The 18,769-nt window shown below is 63.8% G+C and carries 20 protein-coding genes; 11 read left to right on the top strand and 9 right to left on the bottom strand.

Annotated features, from left to right (window positions below):
• Positions 1-8: 8 nt before the first annotated feature.
• The 5 genes from queG (at position 9) to plsY (ending at position 3,901) form a co-directional block, all read left to right on the top strand.
• Positions 9-1,250: a tRNA epoxyqueuosine(34) reductase QueG gene (gene queG / locus NCS00_RS11530; RefSeq protein WP_250440152.1), complete on the top strand. Its 1,242-nt coding sequence runs from the start codon at positions 9-11 to the stop codon at positions 1,248-1,250.
• A complete protein-coding gene (locus NCS00_RS11525; RefSeq protein ID WP_250440151.1) occupies positions 1,247-1,723 on the top strand; it encodes a methylated-DNA--[protein]-cysteine S-methyltransferase in 477 nt (158 codons plus the stop codon). Before queG ends, NCS00_RS11525 begins: the two co-directional genes overlap by 4 nt.
• Positions 1,720-2,649 carry a site-specific tyrosine recombinase XerD gene (gene xerD / locus NCS00_RS11520; RefSeq protein WP_008342745.1) on the top strand — a complete coding sequence of 310 codons (930 nt, stop codon included), beginning with the start codon at positions 1,720-1,722 and terminating at the stop codon, positions 2,647-2,649. The genes NCS00_RS11525 and xerD overlap by 4 nt, the downstream gene beginning before the upstream one ends.
• Before the next feature lie 97 nt (positions 2,650-2,746).
• Positions 2,747-3,238 (top strand): Cys-tRNA(Pro) deacylase, encoded by a 492-nt coding sequence (ybaK, locus tag NCS00_RS11515; protein ID WP_239295102.1) that lies wholly within the window; start codon positions 2,747-2,749, stop codon positions 3,236-3,238.
• Between the two features lie 36 nt (positions 3,239-3,274).
• Positions 3,275-3,901 carry a glycerol-3-phosphate 1-O-acyltransferase PlsY gene (gene plsY, locus NCS00_RS11510; protein WP_008342743.1) on the top strand — a complete coding sequence of 209 codons (627 nt, stop codon included), beginning with the start codon at positions 3,275-3,277 and terminating at the stop codon, positions 3,899-3,901.
• A gap of 60 nt (positions 3,902-3,961) precedes the next feature.
• Here plsY and NCS00_RS11505 read toward each other — a convergent pair whose 3' ends face one another.
• Positions 3,962-4,447 (bottom strand): YajQ family cyclic di-GMP-binding protein, encoded by a 486-nt coding sequence (locus tag NCS00_RS11505; RefSeq protein ID WP_008342740.1) that lies wholly within the window; start codon positions 4,445-4,447, stop codon positions 3,962-3,964.
• Between the two features lie 103 nt (positions 4,448-4,550).
• Between NCS00_RS11505 and murB the strand changes: the two genes are divergently transcribed.
• Positions 4,551-5,567 (top strand): UDP-N-acetylmuramate dehydrogenase, encoded by a 1,017-nt coding sequence (gene murB / locus NCS00_RS11500; RefSeq protein WP_250435121.1) that lies wholly within the window; start codon positions 4,551-4,553, stop codon positions 5,565-5,567.
• 55 nt (positions 5,568-5,622) lie between these two features.
• Here the strand turns inward: murB and NCS00_RS11495 are convergent, their stop codons facing one another.
• Together NCS00_RS11495 and argF are read right to left on the bottom strand one after the other, a co-directional pair.
• Positions 5,623-6,852, bottom strand: a complete 1,230-nt coding sequence (locus NCS00_RS11495) for an argininosuccinate synthase (protein WP_175980456.1) — start codon at positions 6,850-6,852, stop codon at positions 5,623-5,625.
• Positions 6,853-7,015: 163 nt separating this feature from the next.
• Entirely contained in the window at positions 7,016-7,945 is a 930-nt protein-coding gene (gene argF, locus NCS00_RS11490) for an ornithine carbamoyltransferase (protein ID WP_175980455.1), read from the bottom strand.
• Between the two features lie 517 nt (positions 7,946-8,462).
• On the opposite strand from argF, the gene NCS00_RS11485 reads away from it, so the two are divergent.
• Positions 8,463-8,801: a DUF3579 domain-containing protein gene (locus NCS00_RS11485; RefSeq protein ID WP_008342735.1), complete on the top strand. Its 339-nt coding sequence runs from the start codon at positions 8,463-8,465 to the stop codon at positions 8,799-8,801.
• A gap of 163 nt (positions 8,802-8,964) precedes the next feature.
• On the opposite strand, the gene rpsT is transcribed toward NCS00_RS11485, so the two are convergent.
• Complete coding sequence (gene rpsT / locus NCS00_RS11480) at positions 8,965-9,243, bottom strand: 30S ribosomal protein S20 (RefSeq protein WP_008342733.1); 279 nt, start codon at positions 9,241-9,243, stop codon at positions 8,965-8,967.
• Between the two features lie 369 nt (positions 9,244-9,612).
• Between rpsT and murJ the strand changes: the two genes are divergently transcribed.
• On the top strand, positions 9,613-11,163 hold the full coding sequence (murJ, locus tag NCS00_RS11475; protein ID WP_284508120.1) for a murein biosynthesis integral membrane protein MurJ: 1,551 nt from the start codon (positions 9,613-9,615) through the stop codon (positions 11,161-11,163).
• Positions 11,163-12,005 carry a SirB1 family protein gene (locus tag NCS00_RS11470; protein ID WP_008342728.1) on the top strand — a complete coding sequence of 281 codons (843 nt, stop codon included), beginning with the start codon at positions 11,163-11,165 and terminating at the stop codon, positions 12,003-12,005. The genes murJ and NCS00_RS11470 overlap by 1 nt, the downstream gene beginning before the upstream one ends.
• 27 nt (positions 12,006-12,032) lie before the next feature.
• Here the strand turns inward: NCS00_RS11470 and NCS00_RS11465 are convergent, their stop codons facing one another.
• From NCS00_RS11465 to lpxK, 5 genes are all read right to left on the bottom strand, one after another.
• A complete protein-coding gene (locus NCS00_RS11465) occupies positions 12,033-12,791 on the bottom strand; it encodes a 3-hydroxyacyl-CoA dehydrogenase (RefSeq protein WP_250440150.1) in 759 nt (252 codons plus the stop codon).
• Positions 12,792-12,989: 198 nt separating this feature from the next.
• A complete protein-coding gene (gene adk / locus NCS00_RS11460; protein WP_008342724.1) occupies positions 12,990-13,655 on the bottom strand; it encodes an adenylate kinase in 666 nt (221 codons plus the stop codon).
• Positions 13,656-13,951: 296 nt separating this feature from the next.
• Positions 13,952-14,743 carry a 3-deoxy-manno-octulosonate cytidylyltransferase gene (gene kdsB / locus NCS00_RS11455; protein ID WP_250435114.1) on the bottom strand — a complete coding sequence of 264 codons (792 nt, stop codon included), beginning with the start codon at positions 14,741-14,743 and terminating at the stop codon, positions 13,952-13,954.
• A 10-nt stretch (positions 14,744-14,753) separates the two neighbouring features.
• Positions 14,754-14,960 carry a Trm112 family protein gene (locus tag NCS00_RS11450; protein ID WP_008342720.1) on the bottom strand — a complete coding sequence of 69 codons (207 nt, stop codon included), beginning with the start codon at positions 14,958-14,960 and terminating at the stop codon, positions 14,754-14,756.
• Positions 14,941-15,957 carry a tetraacyldisaccharide 4'-kinase gene (gene lpxK, locus NCS00_RS11445; RefSeq protein ID WP_250435112.1) on the bottom strand — a complete coding sequence of 339 codons (1,017 nt, stop codon included), beginning with the start codon at positions 15,955-15,957 and terminating at the stop codon, positions 14,941-14,943. Before lpxK ends, NCS00_RS11450 begins: the two co-directional genes overlap by 20 nt.
• A 494-nt stretch (positions 15,958-16,451) precedes the next feature.
• On the opposite strand from lpxK, the gene xseA reads away from it, so the two are divergent.
• Both xseA and sodB read left to right on the top strand, forming a co-directional pair.
• A complete protein-coding gene (gene xseA, locus NCS00_RS11440; protein WP_250440149.1) occupies positions 16,452-17,819 on the top strand; it encodes an exodeoxyribonuclease VII large subunit in 1,368 nt (455 codons plus the stop codon).
• A 209-nt stretch (positions 17,820-18,028) separates the two neighbouring features.
• The gene (sodB, locus tag NCS00_RS11435) at positions 18,029-18,610 is read left to right on the top strand and encodes a superoxide dismutase [Fe] (RefSeq protein ID WP_008342714.1); all 582 of its coding nucleotides are present in this window, start codon (positions 18,029-18,031) and stop codon (positions 18,608-18,610) included.
• Positions 18,611-18,769: the final 159 nt, after the last annotated feature.

Below are 18,769 nucleotides of genomic sequence, written 5' to 3'. Positions count from 1 at the left end.
ATGTCGTGATGAACCGATTGCCGGAACATTCCGTTGAAATCACGACAGCGTCCAGCGACGCCGCCGCTGAATCCGATTCAGAGTCTCGCGTCTTCGATCTCGATGAAAACGCGCTGGCAGAACTCGCGCAGCGCATCAAGACATGGGGGCGCGAGTTGGGGTTCGGTGCGGTCGGCATCAGCGATATCGACCTGACGGATGCCGAGAAGGGCCTGACTGATTGGCTCGAAGCAGGCTATCACGGCGAAATGGATTATATGGCCAAACATGGGATGAAACGCGCAAGACCGGCCGAGCTTGTGGCCGGCACGCGACGTGTCATCACCGCGCGCATGGCCTATCTTCCTGCGGAAACGCTCGCTAAAAAGCGCGATGAAAGTGTCGCGACAGCCGACGGTCAGAAGAACGACTGGCGCGCGATCGAATGGTCGCGGCTCGCGAAGCCGTCGCAGGCGATGGTCTCCATCTACGCACGCGGGCGCGATTATCACAAGGTCATGCGCAATCGCCTGCAGCAGCTGGCGGAGCGCATCGAGCGCGAGATCGGGCCGTTCGGGCATCGCGCGTTCACGGATTCAGCGCCGGTGCTCGAAGTCGCGCTCGCGCAGAAAGCGGGCGCCGGCTGGCGCGGCAAGCATACGTTGCTGCTCGATCGCGACGCCGGATCGCTGTTCTTTCTCGGCGAAATTTTCGTCGATATCCCGTTGCCCGTCGATCCGCATCCCGAGCACGAAGGCGCGCATTGCGGGCAGTGCACGCGCTGCATCGGCGCGTGTCCGACGGGCGCGATCGTGGCGCCGTATCGAGTCGACGCGCGGCGCTGCATCTCGTATCTGACGATCGAACTGCACGGCAGCATTCCCGAGGAGATGCGTCCGCTGATCGGCAATCGCGTGTATGGATGCGACGATTGTCAGCTCGTCTGTCCGTGGAACAAGTTCGCGCAGGCCGCGCCGGTCGCGGATTTCGACGTGCGCCACGGACTCGATCGCGCGACGCTCGTCGAGCTGTTCGCATGGAGCGCGGCGGATTTCGACACGCGCATGCAGGGCAGCGCGATCCGGCGCATTGGGCATGAGCGCTGGCTGCGCAATATCGCGGTCGCGATGGGCAATGCGTTGCGCGATCCGTCGCTCGATGCGGAAGAACGCGAAGCGATCGTCGATGCATTGCGCGCGCGTGCGGACGATTCCTCGGCGTTGGTGCGCGAGCATGTGCTGTGGGCGCTCGATCAAGGGACAAGAACGTGAAGGCATTCGATGCCGTGATCGACGCGCCGTTCGGCAAGGTCGGCATTCGCGCCGATGCGCAATGCGTGCGCGAGATCGTCTATCTGCCGGACGATGTCGGCAGCATTGAGCCTGAAACGCCGCTCGCCAAGGAAGCCGCCGCGCAGATCCGCGCGTATTTTCAGACGCCTTCGATGCGCTTCGACCTGCCGCTCGCGCTTCGCGGCACCGCGTTTCAGCAGCGCGTATGGCGCGGCATCTCGGGCATCGCGGCGGGCCAAGTCTGGACCTATGGCCAGCTCGCGCGCGAGATCGGCAGCGTGCCGCGCGCGGTCGGGCAGGCGTGCGGCTCCAATCCGCTGCCGATCGTGATACCGTGCCACCGGGTAGTGGCCTCGGGCGGGATCGGCGGTTTCGCGCATCATCCCGGCGAAGGTTTTTATCGCAATGTGAAGCGCTGGCTGCTGGCGCATGAAGGTGTATCGATCGCATGACGAGCGCAACGACTGAAGCAATACAAGCACCGGGACTCGTCGCGAGTCAGGACGCGATCGATCTCTTTTGCGATGCGCTCTGGCTCGAACACGGCCTCGCCAAGAACTCGCTCGAAGCGTACCGGCGCGACCTCAAACTCTTCGCGGAATGGCTCGGCAAGACGCGCGGCGCGTCGATCGATGCCGCCGTCGAAGCCGACATGAACGGCTACATGGCCGCGCGCCGCGGCGACAAGGCGACGTCCGCGAACCGGCGTCTGTCGGTCTTTCGGCGCTATTACGCGTGGGCGTTGCGCGAGCATCGCGTGTCCGCCGATCCGACGCTCAAGCTGCGCTCGGCCAAGCAGCCGCCGCGCTTTCCGTCGACGCTCAACGAGTCGCAAGTCGAAGCGCTGCTCGGCGCACCCGACATCGAGACGCCGCTCGGCTTGCGCGACCGCACGATGCTCGAACTGATGTACGCGAGCGGCCTGCGCGTGACCGAGCTCGTCACGCTGAAGACGGTCGAAGTCGGCCTGAACGAAGGCGTCGTGCGCGTGATGGGCAAAGGCTCGAAAGAACGCCTGATTCCGTTCGGCGAAACGGCGCACGACTGGCTCGAACGCTATCTGCGCGATGCGCGTCAGGTGCTGCTCGGCGCGCGCTCCGCCGATGCGCTCTTCGTCACCGCGCGCGGCGAAGGCATGACGCGCCAGCAGTTCTGGAACATCATCAAGCGTCATGCGCTGAACGGCGGCGTGCACGCGCCGCTCTCGCCGCACACGCTGCGGCACGCGTTCGCGACGCATCTGCTCAATCACGGCGCGGACCTGCGCGTCGTGCAATTGCTGCTCGGCCACTCGGACATTTCCACGACGCAGATCTACACGCACGTCGCGCGCGAGCGGCTGCAGAAGCTGCATCGGGAGCATCATCCGCGCGGATAGCGTCATCTGCGAACGATCGTGCCACGGCCGCGTTGCGCTGCATACTCGGCCGAATGGCCGATGGTGAGCGCCACGGCGCGCCGCTACAATGCGTGGCATGTCGAAAGCAAAACACGTGTCCGAAACGCCCGCGACGCAATTCCTGCGTCGTCACAAGGTTGAATTCGGCGAGCATCCTTACGATTACGTCGAGCACGGCGGCACGGAGGAATCCGCGCGTCAGCTCGGCGTGGACGAACATATCGTCGTCAAGACGCTCGTCATGGAAGACGAGCACGCGAAGCCGCTGATCGTCCTCATGCACGGCGATCGCACGGTATCCACGAAGAATCTCGCGCGTCAGATTGGCGCGAAGCGCGTCGAACCCTGCAAGCCCGAAGTGGCGAACCGGCATTCGGGGTTTCTCGTGGGCGGCACGTCGCCGTTCGGCACGAAAAAAGCGATGCCGGTGTACGTCGAATCGAGCATTCTCGAACTCGATCGCATCTATCTGAACGGCGGGCGGCGAGGGTATCTCGTGAGCATCGATCCGAGCGTGCTGACCGAGTTGCTGGGCGCGAAACCCGTGCAGTGCGCGAGCGTCGATTAGAATGCGTTCCGCTCTCGCCATAACCGAAAAGACACCATGATTTTTCTGCTCGTCGCCGTCGCGTCCTATCTGATCGGATCGATTTCGTTTGCCGTCGTCGTGAGTCACGCGATGGGACTGGCCGATCCGCGCTCGTACGGCTCGGGCAATCCCGGCGCGACGAACGTGCTGCGCACCGGCAACAAGAAGGCTGCGATCCTGACGCTGATCGGCGATGCGTTCAAGGGCTGGCTGCCCGTGTGGATCGTCGCGCACTTCGGCGCGAGCTTCGGCTGGGATCAAACGGGCATCAACACGGCGACGGCGCTCGCGGCCATCGCCGTGTTCCTCGGGCATCTGTACCCGGTTTTCTTCAAGTTCCAGGGCGGCAAGGGCGTCGCGACGGCGGCGGGCGTGCTGCTCGCGATTCATCCGGCGCTCGGTATCGCGACGCTGCTCACGTGGCTCATCATCGCGTTCTTCTTCCGCTATTCGTCGCTCGCGGCGCTCGTCGCGGCCGTGTTCGCACCGTTCTTTCAGGTGTTTCTGTTCGGGCCGAGCCGCATCTCGCTCGCCGTGCTGGCGATGAGCCTGCTGCTCATCTGGCGGCATCGCGCGAATATTTCGAAGCTGCTGGCCGGCAAGGAAAGTCGCATCGGCGAGAAAAAGAAGGTCGCCGAATAATGCAAAAAGCCGTTCCGGCGCGAACCGGAACGGCTTTTTCGTTTCTGAAACAATCAGGAATCAGTCGCGGAAGTTGTTGAAGTCGAGCGGCGTGTCCGTGACTTCCTTCTTGAGCAGCGCGATGGCGCTTTGCAGGTCGTCACGCTTCGCGCCTTGCACGCGCACAGCGTCGCCCTGAATGCTCGCCTGAACCTTGATCTTGCTGTCCTTCACGATCTTGACGATCTTCTTCGCCAGATCGCCCGAGACGCCTTTTTTCACCGTGACGACTTGCTTCAATTTGTCGCCGCCGATTTTCTCCTGCTTGCCGTAGTCGAGGAAACGCACGTCGACGCCGCGCTTGGCCATCTTGTTCAGCAGAACGTCCTTCACCTGGCCGAGCTTGAAGTCGTCGTCGGCGTAGAGCGTGAGTTCGCGCTCCTTCTGCTCGACGCGTGAATCCGAACCCTTGAAGTCGAAGCGCGTCGAGATTTCCTTGTTCGATTGCTCGATCGCGTTCTTCACTTCGATCATGTTTGCTTCGCTGACGACGTCAAACGATGGCATCTGTCTTTCTCCTTCATTGAGGCGACGAGCGCGCCGGGCAGGCGTGGCTCGCGCAATCGCTATAATCACGGACCTGTCGTCATTCTACCGACGCGCTTCGTTCATGTCGCTCCAGCTCCTCTCCGATTTCTCTCTGCTCGCCCACAACACGTTCGGCTTCGACGCGCGCGCGCGTCACGCGATGCGTATCGATTCCGTCGATGCGGCCGCCGCGCTCGCCACCGATGCGCGCATCGCCAACATGCCGCAACTCGTGCTCGGCGGCGGCAGCAATATCGTGCTGACGCGCGATTTCGACGGCGTCGCGCTGATCGTCGGCATTCGCGGCAAACGCGTGATCGGCGAAGACGACGATGCGTGGCTCGTCGAAGCCGGCGCGGGCGAGAACTGGCACGATTTCGTCGCGTGGACGCTCGCGCAGGGCATGCCGGGGCTCGAAAACCTCGCGCTGATTCCCGGCACGGTCGGCGCGGCGCCGATTCAGAACATCGGCGCGTACGGGCTGGAAATGGGCGAGCGCTTCGAGCGGCTGACGGCGGTAGAACTCGCGACCGGCGCACGCGCGGAATTCGATCGCGCCGCGTGCGCCTTCGGTTATCGCGACAGCTTCTTCAAGCGGGCAGGGCGCGGGCGCTTCATGATTACGTCGGTCACGTTCCGGCTGCCGAAAGCGTGGACGCCGCGCGCGGATTACGCCGACGTCGCCCGCGCGCTCGACGGCGCGGCGACGCCGGATGCGCAAGCCATTTTCGATGCGGTCGTCGCCGTGCGCCGCGCCAAGCTGCCCGACTGGACCGCGCTCGGCAACGCGGGCAGCTTCTTCAAGAATCCGGTCGTGAGTGCGCAGGCGTTCGAGGCGCTCAAGCAGCGCGAACCGGGCGTCGTTTCGTACCCGCAAGCCGACGGGCAAGTGAAGCTCGCGGCGGGCTGGCTGATCGACCAGTGCGGATGGAAAGGGCGCGGCATCGGCGGCGCGGCGGTGCACGATCGTCAGGCGCTCGTGCTCGTGAATCGCGGCGGCGCGACGGGCGCGCAGGTGCTCGAACTCGCCGAAGCCATCAGGCGCGACGTGCTAGCACGTTTCAATGTCGAACTGGAGATGGAGCCGGTGCGCGTCTGAAAACGAAAAAACCCGCCGCGGCGGGTTTTTTCTCGAGCCTGATTCCAACGAAAGATCAGTCCCCGCGCTGACGGCGCGCGTTCTCCGCGATACGCATGCGCAGTGCGTTCAGCTTGATGAAGCCGCCGGCATCGGCCTGGTTGTAGGCGCCGCCGTCGTCATCGAACGTCGCGATGGTCTTGTCGAACAGCGTTTCCTTCGAATCGCGCGCGACGACCGACACGCTGCCCTTGTAGAGCTTCACGCGCACCCAGCCGTTGACCTTCTCCTGCGTGTGGTCGATCAGCACCTGCAGCGCGCGGCGCTCCGGGCTCCACCAGTAGCCGTTGTAGATCAGCGATGCGTAACGCGGCATCAGATCGTCCTTGAGGTGCGCCACTTCGCGGTCGAGGGTGATCGACTCGATACCCCGATGCGCCTTCAGCATGATCGTGCCGCCCGGCGTTTCATAGCAGCCGCGCGACTTCATGCCGACGTAACGGTTCTCGACCAGATCCAGACGGCCGATGCCATGCTTGCCGCCGAGACGGTTCAGCTCGGTCAGCATCTCGGCGGGCGACAGGCGCTTGCCGTTCAGCGCGACCGGATCGCCCTTCTCGAATTCGATATCGACATATTCCGCCTGATCCGGCGCCTCTTCCGGCGACACGGTCCAGCGCCACATTTCGGCTTCGGCCTCGGCCTTCGGGTCTTCCAGATGGCGGCCTTCGAACGAGATGTGCAGCAGGTTCGCGTCCATCGAGTAGGGCGCGCCGCCTTGCTTGTGCTTCATTTCGATCGGAATGCCGGCCTTTTCCGCATACGCGAGCAGCTTTTCGCGCGAGAGCAGGTCCCATTCGCGCCACGGCGCGATCACCTTGATGCCGGGTTCGAGCGAGTAGTAACCGAGCTCGAAGCGCACCTGATCGTTGCCCTTGCCGGTCGCGCCGTGCGAGACGGCCTGCGCGCCGGTCGCGCGCGCGATCTCGATCTGACGCTTCGCGATCAGCGGACGCGCGATCGACGTGCCGAGCAGATACTCGCCTTCGTAGATGGTGTTCGCGCGGAACATCGGGAACACGAAATCGCGGACGAACTCTTCACGCAGGTCTTCGATGAAGATGTTTTCCTGCTTGATGCCGAGCTGGAGCGCCTTCTTGCGCGCGGGCTCCAGCTCCTCGCCCTGACCGATGTCGGCGGTGAAGGTCACGACTTCGGCGTCGTAGTTGTCCTGCAACCATTTCAGGATGACGGAGGTGTCGAGACCGCCCGAATAGGCGAGCACGACTTTCTTGATATCGCTCATGGTGAACTCGTGTGCGGAAAAGCCGGTGCGGCGGTTGTGCGCCGCTTCGCGTCCGCCGGGCGCGCGACGGGCATGAAGTGCGCGGAAAAACTACTATTCTGACATTAAAAAGCCGCGCCTCCGCAAATTTGGGATGCGCGGCGAATCGGCAGCGCAGATTCGCTCAGTGATTCAGCTTGCCGAGCAGGAGATACTCCATCAGCGCCTTCTGCACGTGCAGACGGTTCTCCGCCTCGTCCCATACGACGCTTTGCGGACCGTCGATGACTTCCGCGCTCACTTCCTCGCCGCGATGCGCGGGCAGGCAGTGCATGAAGAGCGCATCGGGATGGGCGCGCGCCATCATCTCGGCATCGACGCAGTAGTCGGCGAACGCCTTCATGCGCGCTTCGTTCTCGGCTTCGTAGCCCATGCTGGTCCAGACGTCCGTCGTGACGAGATCGGCGCCGGCGCAGGCTTCGTTCGGATCGTCGAATTCTTGAAAAAACGGCTTGCTTTCCCCGGCAACCAGCGCGGGATCGAGCTTGTAGCCGAGCGGCGTGGAAAGACGCAGTTTGAAGCCGAGAATCTGCGCCGCTTCGATCCACGTGTACAGCATGTTGTTCGCGTCCCCGACCCACGCGACGGTCTTGCCGGAAATCGGACCGCGATGCTCGTAGAACGTGAAGATGTCCGCGAGCACCTGACACGGGTGATATTCGTTGGTCAGCCCGTTGATGACCGGCACGCGCGAGCTTTCCGCAAAGCGCCGGATGATGTCCTGGCCGAACGTGCGGATCATGATGATGTCGACCATGCGCGAGATGACCTGCGCCGAATCCTCGATCGGCTCGCCGCGGCCGAGTTGCGTATCACGCGTATTCATGAACACCGCATGGCCGCCGAGCTGGAAAATGCCCGCTTCGAACGAAAGGCGCGTGCGCGTCGAGCTCTTCTCGAAGATCATCGCGAGCGTGCGATCGTGCAGCGGATGATAAGTCTCGTAGTTCTTGAACTTGCGCTTCAGGATGCGCGCGCGTTCGAGCACGTACTCATAGTCGTCGAGGGAAAAATCCTTGAACTGAAGATAGTGGCGAATTTTCTTGGCGGTCATGAAACGCAAGCGGCGGCTTCGAACCGGCCGCCGCGCGTGAGCGTCGAGGCCGGACGGCGCCGCCGTCGGGAGTGGGTATCGCTTTTGAGCATAAAGGATTTTGCGATGTTTGACGAGGCTGGCCAAAAGGACGAGGATGCGCGCGCAGGCCCGTCTCACGGCCTCGGGCTGTCCCTGATGGACGCATCCCATGTCTGTGTGCGCTGCGGAAAACAGGCCGCTGCGGTATAATCACGCTCGCTCGTTTCAACAGTTCTGCAACATTCAGCACCGTTTCACGCGCTTCTGCGGCGAAGGGTTCGCAAGAATCCGGTCGGCGTGACTTTGCGCGTTCCGATTTCGCGGTGGATTGCCCAGTGCTGTCGAGTCCGCCATTTCCTGTCGCGGGCGCGGACGATTCCGCCAGAATCGACCCGCGCAAGACCGCCCGGCGCTTTTCGCTAGCCGGCTCCTGCGGTTCCTGCGTCAGGCATGTGCGTTCCGGTGCGCGTCACCGGCCGTCAAAAGGTATTGCTACATGGCTGAATCATCCCCTACCGAGTACTTCATTCAAGGCATCACCAAGAGCGGGAGGAAATTTCGGCCGAGCGACTGGTCCGAGCGTCTCGCCGGCGTGATGTCGGGCTTCGGCCCAAAGGCGAAAGGGCCCAACGCCCGCCTGCAATATTCCATCTACGTGCGTCCGACGATGATCGGCGACATCAAGGTCGTGATTGTCGATTCCCGCCTGCGCGACATCGAACCGATGGCGTTCGACTTCGTTCTGAACTTCGCAAAAGACAATGATCTGGTCGTGACCGAGGCGTGCGAATTGCCGCCGCATCACGGCACGCAGACGCAGCAGCCTCAGTCCTGACCTCCGCGCGACGAAAGCCACAGACGAAAAGCGACAGACGCAAAAAAGCCCGCCGAAGCGGGCTTTTTCGTTACTGCGCAGCGGAAACAGGAAGCTGCTTCGGCGAACGCCCCGAACGCGAAACTCGCGAAACCGGAATGCGCCCGCCGGAAGCGAGCCGGAATTACTGGGCAGCGGGGGCTTGCAGGCCCTTGATGGCTGCAGCCAGGCGGCTCTTGTGACGAGCTGCCTTGTTCTTGTGGACGATCTTCTTGTCCGCGATGATGTCGAGCGTCTTGACCGACGTCTTGAACACTTCGGCGGCCTTGGCCTGATCGCCGGCTTCGATAGCCTTGCGAACTGCCTTGATGGCCGTGCGGAACTTCGAGCGCAGCGCCGAGTTGTGCGAGTTGGCTTTGGCGGCCTGACGGGCGCGCTTGCGAGCTTGTGCGGAATTTGCCATGACGGTTTCCCTTTTCCTGTTTCGCTGTTACTTGTCCGGAGCGCGCGGGGCCGGCGAAGGCCATGAAAGCCCTGACGCGGGCGATCGAGCGCGCTGCCTTTGATCTGAAATCCCGGGAACGATTGCCCGAGAACCTCTAAAACATCGCCGGCCGGGGCCGGAAAAGACGCGAAGCCGCAAAATCGGAGCGATTTTTGGAGCTTCGAAACCCGCGATTATAGCAAGGGAATATGAGACATGACAAGCGCGGCGTGGATCGCGCCGGCGCGGGGCGGCTGCCTTGTCATCGGTCAAACGTGCGGCATTGGCCGCCAGCATTGCCCCGAGTCTCGTGGGCGCGCCGCTCGCGGCCCGTATAATAAGCGCCCCATGAATCTATTCCGAGCCCTGCTGACGGTCAGCGGCTTCACGCTGCTGTCGCGCGTGACCGGCCTGATCCGCGAAACGCTGATCGCCCGAGCCTTCGGCGCCAGTATCTATACCGACGCGTTCTACGTCGCGTTCCGAATCCCCAACCTGCTGCGGCGTCTCTCCGCGGAAGGCGCGTTCGCGCAGGCGTTCGTGCCGATCCTCGCCGAGTTCAAGAGCAGCAAGGGCCACGATCCGACCAAGGCGCTCGTCGACGCGATGTCGACGGTCCTCACCTGGTTCCTCGTCGTGCTGTCGCTTTTCGGCATGCTGGGCGCGAGCTGGGTCGTGTACGCGGTCGCGTCGGGGTTGTCGCACGAGGGCGCGGCGTACGGCCTCGCCGTCTCGATGACGCGCATCATGTTCCCGTACATCGTCCTCATTTCGATGACGACGCTCGCCTCGGGCGTGCTCAACACGTACAAGCAGTTCTCGCTGCCCGCGTTCGCGCCCGTGCTGCTGAACGTGTCGTTCATTGCCGCGGCGGTGTTCGTCGCGCCGCATCTGAAGATTCCGGTTTATGCGCTCGCGTATGCGGTGATCGTCGGCGGCGTGCTGCAATTGCTCGTGCAACTGCCCGGCCTGAAGAAGATCGACATGACGCCGCGCATCGGGCTGAACTTCCGCGCCGCGCTCGCGCATCCCGGCGTCAAGCGCGTGCTGCTGAAAATGGTCCCGGCGATGTTCGCAGTGTCGGTCGGGCAACTGAGCCTCATCATCAACACGAATATCGCGTCGAACATCGGGGCGGGCGCGGTGTCGTGGATCAACTACGCCGACCGGCTGATGGAATTCCCGACCGCGCTGCTCGGCGCGGCGCTCGGCACGATCCTGCTGCCGAGCCTCTCGAAAGCGCACGTCGACGCCAATCACGACGAATACTCCGCGCTGCTCGACTGGGGCCTGCGCATCACGTTCCTGCTGGCCGCGCCGAGCGCGATCGCGCTGTTTTTCTTCGCCGAGCCGCTCACCGCGACGCTCTTTCACTACGGCAAGTTCGACAATCATTCGGTCGTGATGGTCGGCCGCGCGCTGTCGGCATACGGGATCGGGCTGATCGGCCTCATCCTCATCAAGATTCTCGCGCCGGGCTTCTACGCGAAGCAGGACATCAAGACGCCGGTGAAGATCGCGATCTTCGTGCTCGTCATGACTCAGGTGAGCAACTACATCTTCGTGCCGATTTTTTCTCACGCGGGCCTGACGCTCTCGATCGGCCTCGGCGCGCTCGCCAACGCGCTGCTGCTGTTCGCGGGGCTGCGCCGCCGCAAGATCTATGAGCCTTCGGCGGGCTGGCTGCGCTTTTTCGTGCAACTGATCGGCGCGTGCCTGATTCTTGCGGGGACGATGCATTGGGTGGCGATCAATTTCGACTGGATCGGCATGCGCGCGACGCCGGTCCTGCGCATCGCGCTTCTCGGTGCAAGTCTCGTCGTGTTTGCCGCGTTATATTTCGGTATTCTTGCCGCAATGGGCTTCAAGTACGCCTATTTCAAGAGACGCACGCTTTGATGACGACAACGCGTATCCTCGACTACTTCTCCTCGCTGATGGCGGACGACGACAGCCTTCCGCTCACGGAAGCCGCCTTGTCGCTCGCGCAGGACGCGTATCCCGATCTCGACATGCAGGCCGCGCTCGCGGAGATCGACGAACTCGTCGTGCGCGCCCGTCGCCGCATGCCCGATGACGCCGACGCGAAGCAGAAAGTCGATGCGCTGAATCGCTACTTTTTCCGCGAGCTGGGCTTCTCCAGCAATCTCAACGATTACTACGATCCGGATAACAGCCATCTGAATGTGGTGCTGCGTCGCCGGCGCGGCATTCCGATCTCGCTTGCCGTCATCTATCTGGAAATGGCCGAGCAACTCGGCCTGCCGGTGCGCGGCGTATCGTTTCCGGGGCATTTCCTTTTGCGCGTCGCGACGCCCGGCCACGATCTGATGCTCGATCCGACGACCGGCCAGACGCTCTCCGAAGCGCAGATGGTCGAGATGCTGGAGCCGTATGTGCAGCGCGTGGGCGAGTCGATCGGCAGCGCGTTGCGCGTGCTGTTGCAACCCGCGACGCGGCGCGAGATCGTCGCGCGCATGCTGCGCAATCTGAAGGGTATCTATCTGCAAACGGAGCGGTGGCAGCGTCTGCTCGCCGTTCAGCAGCGGCTGGTGATCGCGTTGCCGAACAGCATCGAGGAAGTGCGCGATCGCGGTTTCGCGTATGCGCGGCTCGATTATCTGCGACCGGCGCTCGAAGATTTGCAGCGATACATTGAGATTCGTCCGGATGCCGAGGACGCGACCGTCGTCGAAACCGAGCTGCACGAGTTGCGGCAGCGCACGCAGCAAGGCGACTGAACCAAGCCGCGCGCGCCGTGCAGAGCGTTACTTAGGCTGCATGCGGATCGCGCCGTCGAGGCGGATCACTTCGCCGTTGAGCATCGGGTTATCGAAAATCGACTTGACGAGCAGAGCGTATTCGTCGGGCTTGCCGAGGCGCGGCGGGAACGGCACCATCGCGCCGAGCGCGTCCTGAACTTCCTTCGGCATGCCGAGCAGCATCGGCGTTTCGAAGAGGCCCGGCGCTATTGTCATCACACGGATGCCGCTCTTGCTCAGATCGCGCGCGATCGGCAGCGTCATGCCCGCGACGCCGCTCTTCGATGCCGCATAGGCCGCCTGGCCGATCTGTCCGTCATAAGCCGCCACCGACGCCGTGTTCACGATCACGCCACGTTCGCCCGCCGCGTTCGCTTCGTTCTTCGACATCGCGTGCGACGCGAGCCGGATCATGTTGAACGTGCCGATGAGATTCACCGACACCACCTTCGAGAAGAGATCGAGCGCGTGCGGACCGTCGCGGCCGACCGTCTTCGCCGCCGGCGCGATGCCCGCGCAGTTCACGAGGCCGCGCAATGTGCCGAGACTCAACGCGGCATCGACGGCGCGTTGGCCATCGCTTTCCTGGCTCACGTCGCATTTGACGAACGCGCCCGACAGCTCTTTCGCGAGCGCTTCGCCTGCCGCGTCGTTCATGTCGGCGAGCACGACCTTGCCGCCTTGCGCCGCGATGAGCCGGGCGGTCGCCGCGCCGAGGCCCGACGCACCGCCCGTGATCAGAAAGGTGTTGCCTTGCATCTCCATGTCTCTTCTCCTTTTGTTCGATTCGTGCGCGCGAGAGCAGGGTTGAGCCGCTCGCGCCGATGTCATTCCTTTTGGGAAACGCGTCGATTGTAGCGAAGCCGCATGCTGCAAATTCGCACGACGGTCATGCGATTTCACGGACACAAAAAACCCGCTCACAGGGAGCGGGTTTTCGTCGAACGCGAATCAGGCAGCGCGTTACTTGAGCGCGTCGAACACGCGCGTGCGGATTTCATCGACGGCGCCGAGGCCCGAAATCTTGCGATATTCCGGCGCCTTCAGGCCGTTCGGCGCTGCGCCGCTCTTCGCCCAGTCGTTGTAATACGCGATGAGCGGCTTGGTCTGCGCGACGTACACGTCGAGACGCTTCTTCACGGTCTCTTCCTTGTCGTCGTCGCGCTGGATCAACGGCTCGCCGGTGACGTCGTCGGTCATGTCGACCTTCGGCGGATTGAACTTGACGTGATACGTGCGGCCCGATGCCGCATGCACGCGACGACCGCTCATGCGCGTGATGATTTCGTCGAAGGGCACATCGATTTCGAGCACGTAGTCGATCGCCACGCCGGCGTCTTTCATGGCTTCGGCTTGCGGCAGCGTGCGGGGGAAGCCGTCGAAGAGATAGCCGTTCTTGCAGTCGTCGGCCTGCAGGCGTTCCTTCACGAGATTGATGATGAGCGAATCCGGCACCAGCTCGCCCGCATCCATGAAGCGCTTCGCCTCGACGCCGAGCGGCGAGCCTGCCTTGACGGCCGCGCGCAGCATGTCGCCGGTCGAAATCTGCGGAATGCCGAATTTCTCCTTGATGAAGTTTGCCTGGGTGCCCTTGCCCGCACCGGGTGCGCCCAACAGGATCAAACGCATGGTGATCTCTCCGAATCGTCTATAAACCGCTTCAAGCCGCGAGGCTGATTTGACATCCGGTGGCCAGGCTCGTGCGGCGTCGACGACAGGGCGCGCAGCCGAAAAGGAGACGGCGGGCACCTGCGGACAGCGGCGCAACGTTGAGCGTGGCGCTGACCGGAAGGCTCGCGCAATCGCTTGATTATGCCACGCCGCTTTACGATTGCGACCGTAATAACGCGGATAGAAAACGCCAGAAACCCCGCCGAATGGGCCATCCGGCGGGGTTTACACGGGTTGTCGAACAGAGATAGAGATCAGTCCGCTTCCGGGAAGAGCGCCTGAACGCGCGCGAGATCGGCGGGCGTGTCGACGCCGGGCGGCGGTGCGTCTTGCGTCACGCGCACCGCGATGCGTTCGCCGTGCCACAGCGCGCGCAGTTGTTCGAGCGCTTCGGCTTCTTCGATCGGCGCTTGCGCGAGGTTCGGGAAGTCGCGCAGGAATTTCGCGCGATAGGCGTAGAGGCCGATATGCCGCAGCACGTTCTTCGGCACGGACGGCAGTGCCCCAAGCGCGGCGACGTCCGGCCAGTGCGGTTGCCAGAGATCGCGCGTCCACGGAATCGGCGCGCGCGAGAAGTAGAGCGCGCGGCTCTGCGCATCGAGCACGGCCTTCACGACGTTCGGATTGAACACGTCGGCGGGATCGTGAATCGGATGCGCGGCCGTCGCGATCGCGCATTCGGGATGCGCCGCGAGGTGATCGGCGACATCGCGCACGAGCTGCGGATCGATGAGCGGCTCGTCGCCCTGAACGTTGACGACGATGGCTTCGTCGGCCCAGTTCAGACGCGTCGCGACCTCGGCGAGCCGATCCGTGCCTGTGGGATGATCCGAGCGCGTCAACATGACTTCGACGCCGTGATCGCGCGCGGCCTCGACCACGCGGTCGGAGTCGGTCGCGACGAGCACTTGCGAAGCGCCCGATTCGCGCGCGCGCTCGGCGACGCGCACGACCATCGGCTTGCCGCCGATATCGGCGAGCGGCTTGTTCGGCAGGCGCGTGGAAGCGAGGCGCGCGGGAATGACCGCGATGAACGGAACGGACATTTCAGCGTGCTCAGGCGTCGCCGACGGGTTTGAGCGGCTCGACGGGCGTGCCCTCGACGGTCTGACGCGCTTCGTCGACGAGCATCACGGGAATGCCGTCGCGGATCGGATAGGCGAGTTTGTCCGCGCTGCAGACGAGTTCCTGCGCGGCGCGGTCGTAACTGAGCGGGCCTTTGCAAATCGGGCAAACGAGGATTTCAAGCAGACGTGCGTCCACGGAGTTTCTCCACAACAAGAGCGATGAGGCGCGGCCGCAGCACGGCTTGCACCGGAACGACCCAGATGCGTGCATCGCGCCAGGCGCCCAATTTTACTGCATCCTTTTCGGTGATCAGGATGGCATCGGCGTCGACGCCGGCGAACGGATTCTCGCGATACGCGTAGTGATCGGGAAACGCGCGCGTCGCCGGCGCGATGCCCGCCGCGCGCAGCGTCGCGAAGAAGCGTTCCGGCGAGCCGATGCCCGCCGCCGCGACCACTTTCTCGCCGGCGAACTGATTGAGCGGGCGGCGCTGATGCGGATCGTCGAGCAGCCACGCGTCGCCGGATTCGAGTTCGAGCGCGAAGGTGTTCGGCCACGGCGGCAGCGTGCGCTCGTAGGGACTGTTGATGAGCGTCGCGTCGCGGCGGCGCGACATCGGCTCGCGCAACGGACCCGCGGGCAGCAGAAAGCCGTTGCCGCCGAGACGGTCGTCGAACACGACGAGCTCGAACGCGCGCGCGAGGCGATAGTGCTGCAGGCCGTCGTCGGAAACGAGGACATCGACGTTCGGATGCGCTTCGAGCAGCGCCTTCGCCGCCGCGACGCGGTCCGGGCAGACGAACACCGGCGCGTGCGTGCGCCGCGCGATCAACAGCGGTTCGTCGCCGACCTGCTCGGCGGCGGAGCTTGCCGTGACGCTCGTCGGCTTGGCGATCTTCGCGCCGTAACCGCGCGAGATCACGCCGGGCTGGAATCCGGCGGCGCGCAACGCCTCGACGAGCGCGATGACGGTCGGCGTCTTGCCCGTTCCGCCGACGGTCACGTTGCCCACGACGACCACCGGCGCGCCCACTTCGACGCGCTTCATCCAGCCGAGGTCGTAGAAGGCGCGTCGCGTGGCAGCGATCGCGCCGAAGATGCACGCGAAAGGCGTCAGCGCCCACGCGACGGGGCCGCGCCGGCGCCATTCGCGGGCGAGGAAGTTTTCGAGCGGCGGTTTGAAATCAGACATGGACCGCCTTCGCGATGAACGCTGGCGGGCGGCAAGTCGGGTACGGCATGGCGTGCAACGGCAGCTCCTTGGATGACGGTCGGCGTTGGACGATGCCCGGCTTCTCGCGGCCCGGGACGAGCAGGTTTCGGCCGCGCCAGCCGGTGCTGGAACCCGGCACTCTAGCGCGCGCGGGGCGTGGGCGCCAGTCAGGAGCGCGGGAGAAAGGGCGACGCCATCCGCTCCGCACGCCTGTGGATAACTCTGTGAAGAACTTCCAGCCGACACACCGCGATCGCGCGTCAGGAAAGAGTTGCTCCGGGACTGACAGTATCCATAAAAATTTAACCTCGAAAAATCAACGGCTTGAAACGAACTCACCAGCCTCTGGCGATGCCGCTCCGCACGCGGCGGTAAGTCTTTCTGTGTGGACACTTGTTACACTTGCGTACCTCGTTCAGCGGCGTTTGTCCATCGCGCACAGCGCCGCGCCTGAAGATTTTTCTCGTCCAGCCATGACTCCCGATTCACTGCAGTCGCAAAGCGGCGATGCCGTCATCCCCGTTTCCGCGCTCAATCGCGCGATCAGTTCGATGCTCGAACGGTCATTTCCGCTCGTGTGGGTATCGGGCGAGGTGTCGAATTTCACGCGCGCGGCGAGCGGCCATTGGTACTTCTCGATCAAGGACGCGAACGCGCAAATGCGCTGCGTGATGTTCCGCGGCCGCGCGCAATACGCCGAGTTCACGCCGCGCGAGGGCGACAAGATCGAAGTGCGCGCGCTTGTCACGATGTACGAGCCGCGCGGCGAACTGCAGCTCAACGTGGAAGCGGTGCGGCGCACGGGGCAGGGCCGGCTCTACGAAGCGTTTCTGCGGCTGAAGGCGCAGCTCGAAAGCGAAGGGCTCTTCGCGGCCGAGCGAAAGCGCGCGTTGCCTTCGCATCCGCGCGGCATCGGGATCGTCACGTCGTTGCAGGCGGCCGCATTGCGCGATGTCCTCACGACGCTCGCGCGCCGCGCGCCGCATGTGCCGATCGTCGTGTATCCGGCGCCGGTGCAGGGCGCGGGCGTCGGCGCGAAGCTGGCGGCGATGGTCGAAGCCGCGAACGCGCGCCGCGAGGTCGATGTGCTGATCGTGTGCCGCGGCGGCGGCTCGATCGAGGATCTCTGGGCGTTCAACGAGGAAGTGCTCGCACGCGCGATCGCGGCGAGCGCGGTGCCGGTGGTGAGCGGCGTCGGGCATGAGACGGATTTCACCATCGCCGATTTCGCCGCCGACGTGCGCGCGCCGACGCCGACCGCCGCCGCCGAGCTCGTCAGTCCGCAGCGCGTGCTGCTGTTGCGCGAGCTCGATCATCGACATGCGGCGCTCGCGCGCGGCTTCGGCCGGATGATGGAGCGCCGCGCGCAGCAACTCGACTGGCTCGCGCGCCGGCTCGTGAGCCCCGCGGAACGGCTGGCGCGGCAGCGCGCGCATCTGCGGCAACTGGCAAGCCGGCTCGCCGCGGCGGGCGCGCGCCCCGTGCGCGATGCGCGCGCGCACTTCGCGCTGGTGCACTACCGCTGGCAGCGCAGACGTCCGAATGTCGCCGCCGAGCGCGAGCATCTGCTGCGGCTCGCGCAGCGTATCGGCAGCGCGCATGAGCGGCGCGCCGACCGTGAGAAAGCGTGCGTTTCGGAACTGGCGGCGCGCTTGCAGGTGCTGAGCCCGCAGCGCACACTCGAACGCGGTTATGCCGCATTGATCGACGCGCAGACGGGCCGCGCCGTGCGTGCACCGAACGCATTGAAACCCAAGCGGCCGCTCACGGTGCATCTCGCGGAAGGATCGGCGGATGTGCTGCTCGCCGATGTCCAGGCGCGTCTGTCGGACGAATTCTGAGCCCGGCGCGGCGCGCGGAATCGGCGTACATTTGACGTGCCTGACGAGGCTCCCCAGAGCACTTTTTACGCCGCGTGAGGCGATTGGAAAGCAATCTTGCTCATAAAGAGCACACGGTTTGCTGGGTTATCCCAACTCGCCTACAATCCAGTGCTCCACTGCTGGACGCCACACAATCCCACAATCCACATAGAAAGGAAGCTCGCATCATGGAACATACGCTCCCGCCGCTGCCGTTCGACAAGAACGCGCTCGCTCCGCACATGTCGGAAGAAACGCTCGAGTATCACTATGGCAAGCACCACCAGACCTATGTGACGAACCTGAACAAGCTGATCCCCGGCACCGAGTTCGAAAACCTGCCGCTGGAAGAAATCGTCAAGAAGTCGTCGGGCGGCGTGTTCAACAACTCGGCGCAAGTATGGAATCACACGTTCTTCTGGAACAGCCTGTCGCCGAACGGCGGCGGCGCTCCGACCGGCGCGCTGGCTGACGCGATCAACGCAAAGTACGGTTCCTACGACAAGTTCAAGGAAGAATTCGCCAAGGTCGCGACCGGCACGTTCGGCTCGGGCTGGACGTGGCTCGTGAAGAAGACCGACGGCACCGTCGATATCGTGTCGACGAGCAACGCCGCCACGCCGCTCACGACGGACGCGAAGGCGCTCCTGACCATCGACGTGTGGGAGCATGCGTATTACATCGACTATCGCAATGCGCGTCCGAAGTTCATCGAGGCTTACTGGAATATCGTGAACTGGGATTTCGCGTCGAAGAATTTCGGTGCGTAAGTAAGCGCACGTGAAACTCGATTGCCGCATTCCGAAATGAATTCCGAATGCCGCAATCAAAATGAAAGCCCTCGCGAGAGGGCTTTTTTCGTTGAAGCGTCCGGCGTGAGCTATTTTTGGGGAACGTCGAAGTCTCACTTGGTCTAACGGGATTCTGGT

It is taken from the genome of Caballeronia sp. AZ1_KS37 (assembly GCF_023631165.1).
Taxonomy (GTDB): Bacteria; Pseudomonadota; Gammaproteobacteria; order Burkholderiales; family Burkholderiaceae; genus Caballeronia; species Caballeronia zhejiangensis.
This window is presented reverse-complemented; position numbering and strand designations above follow the sequence as displayed.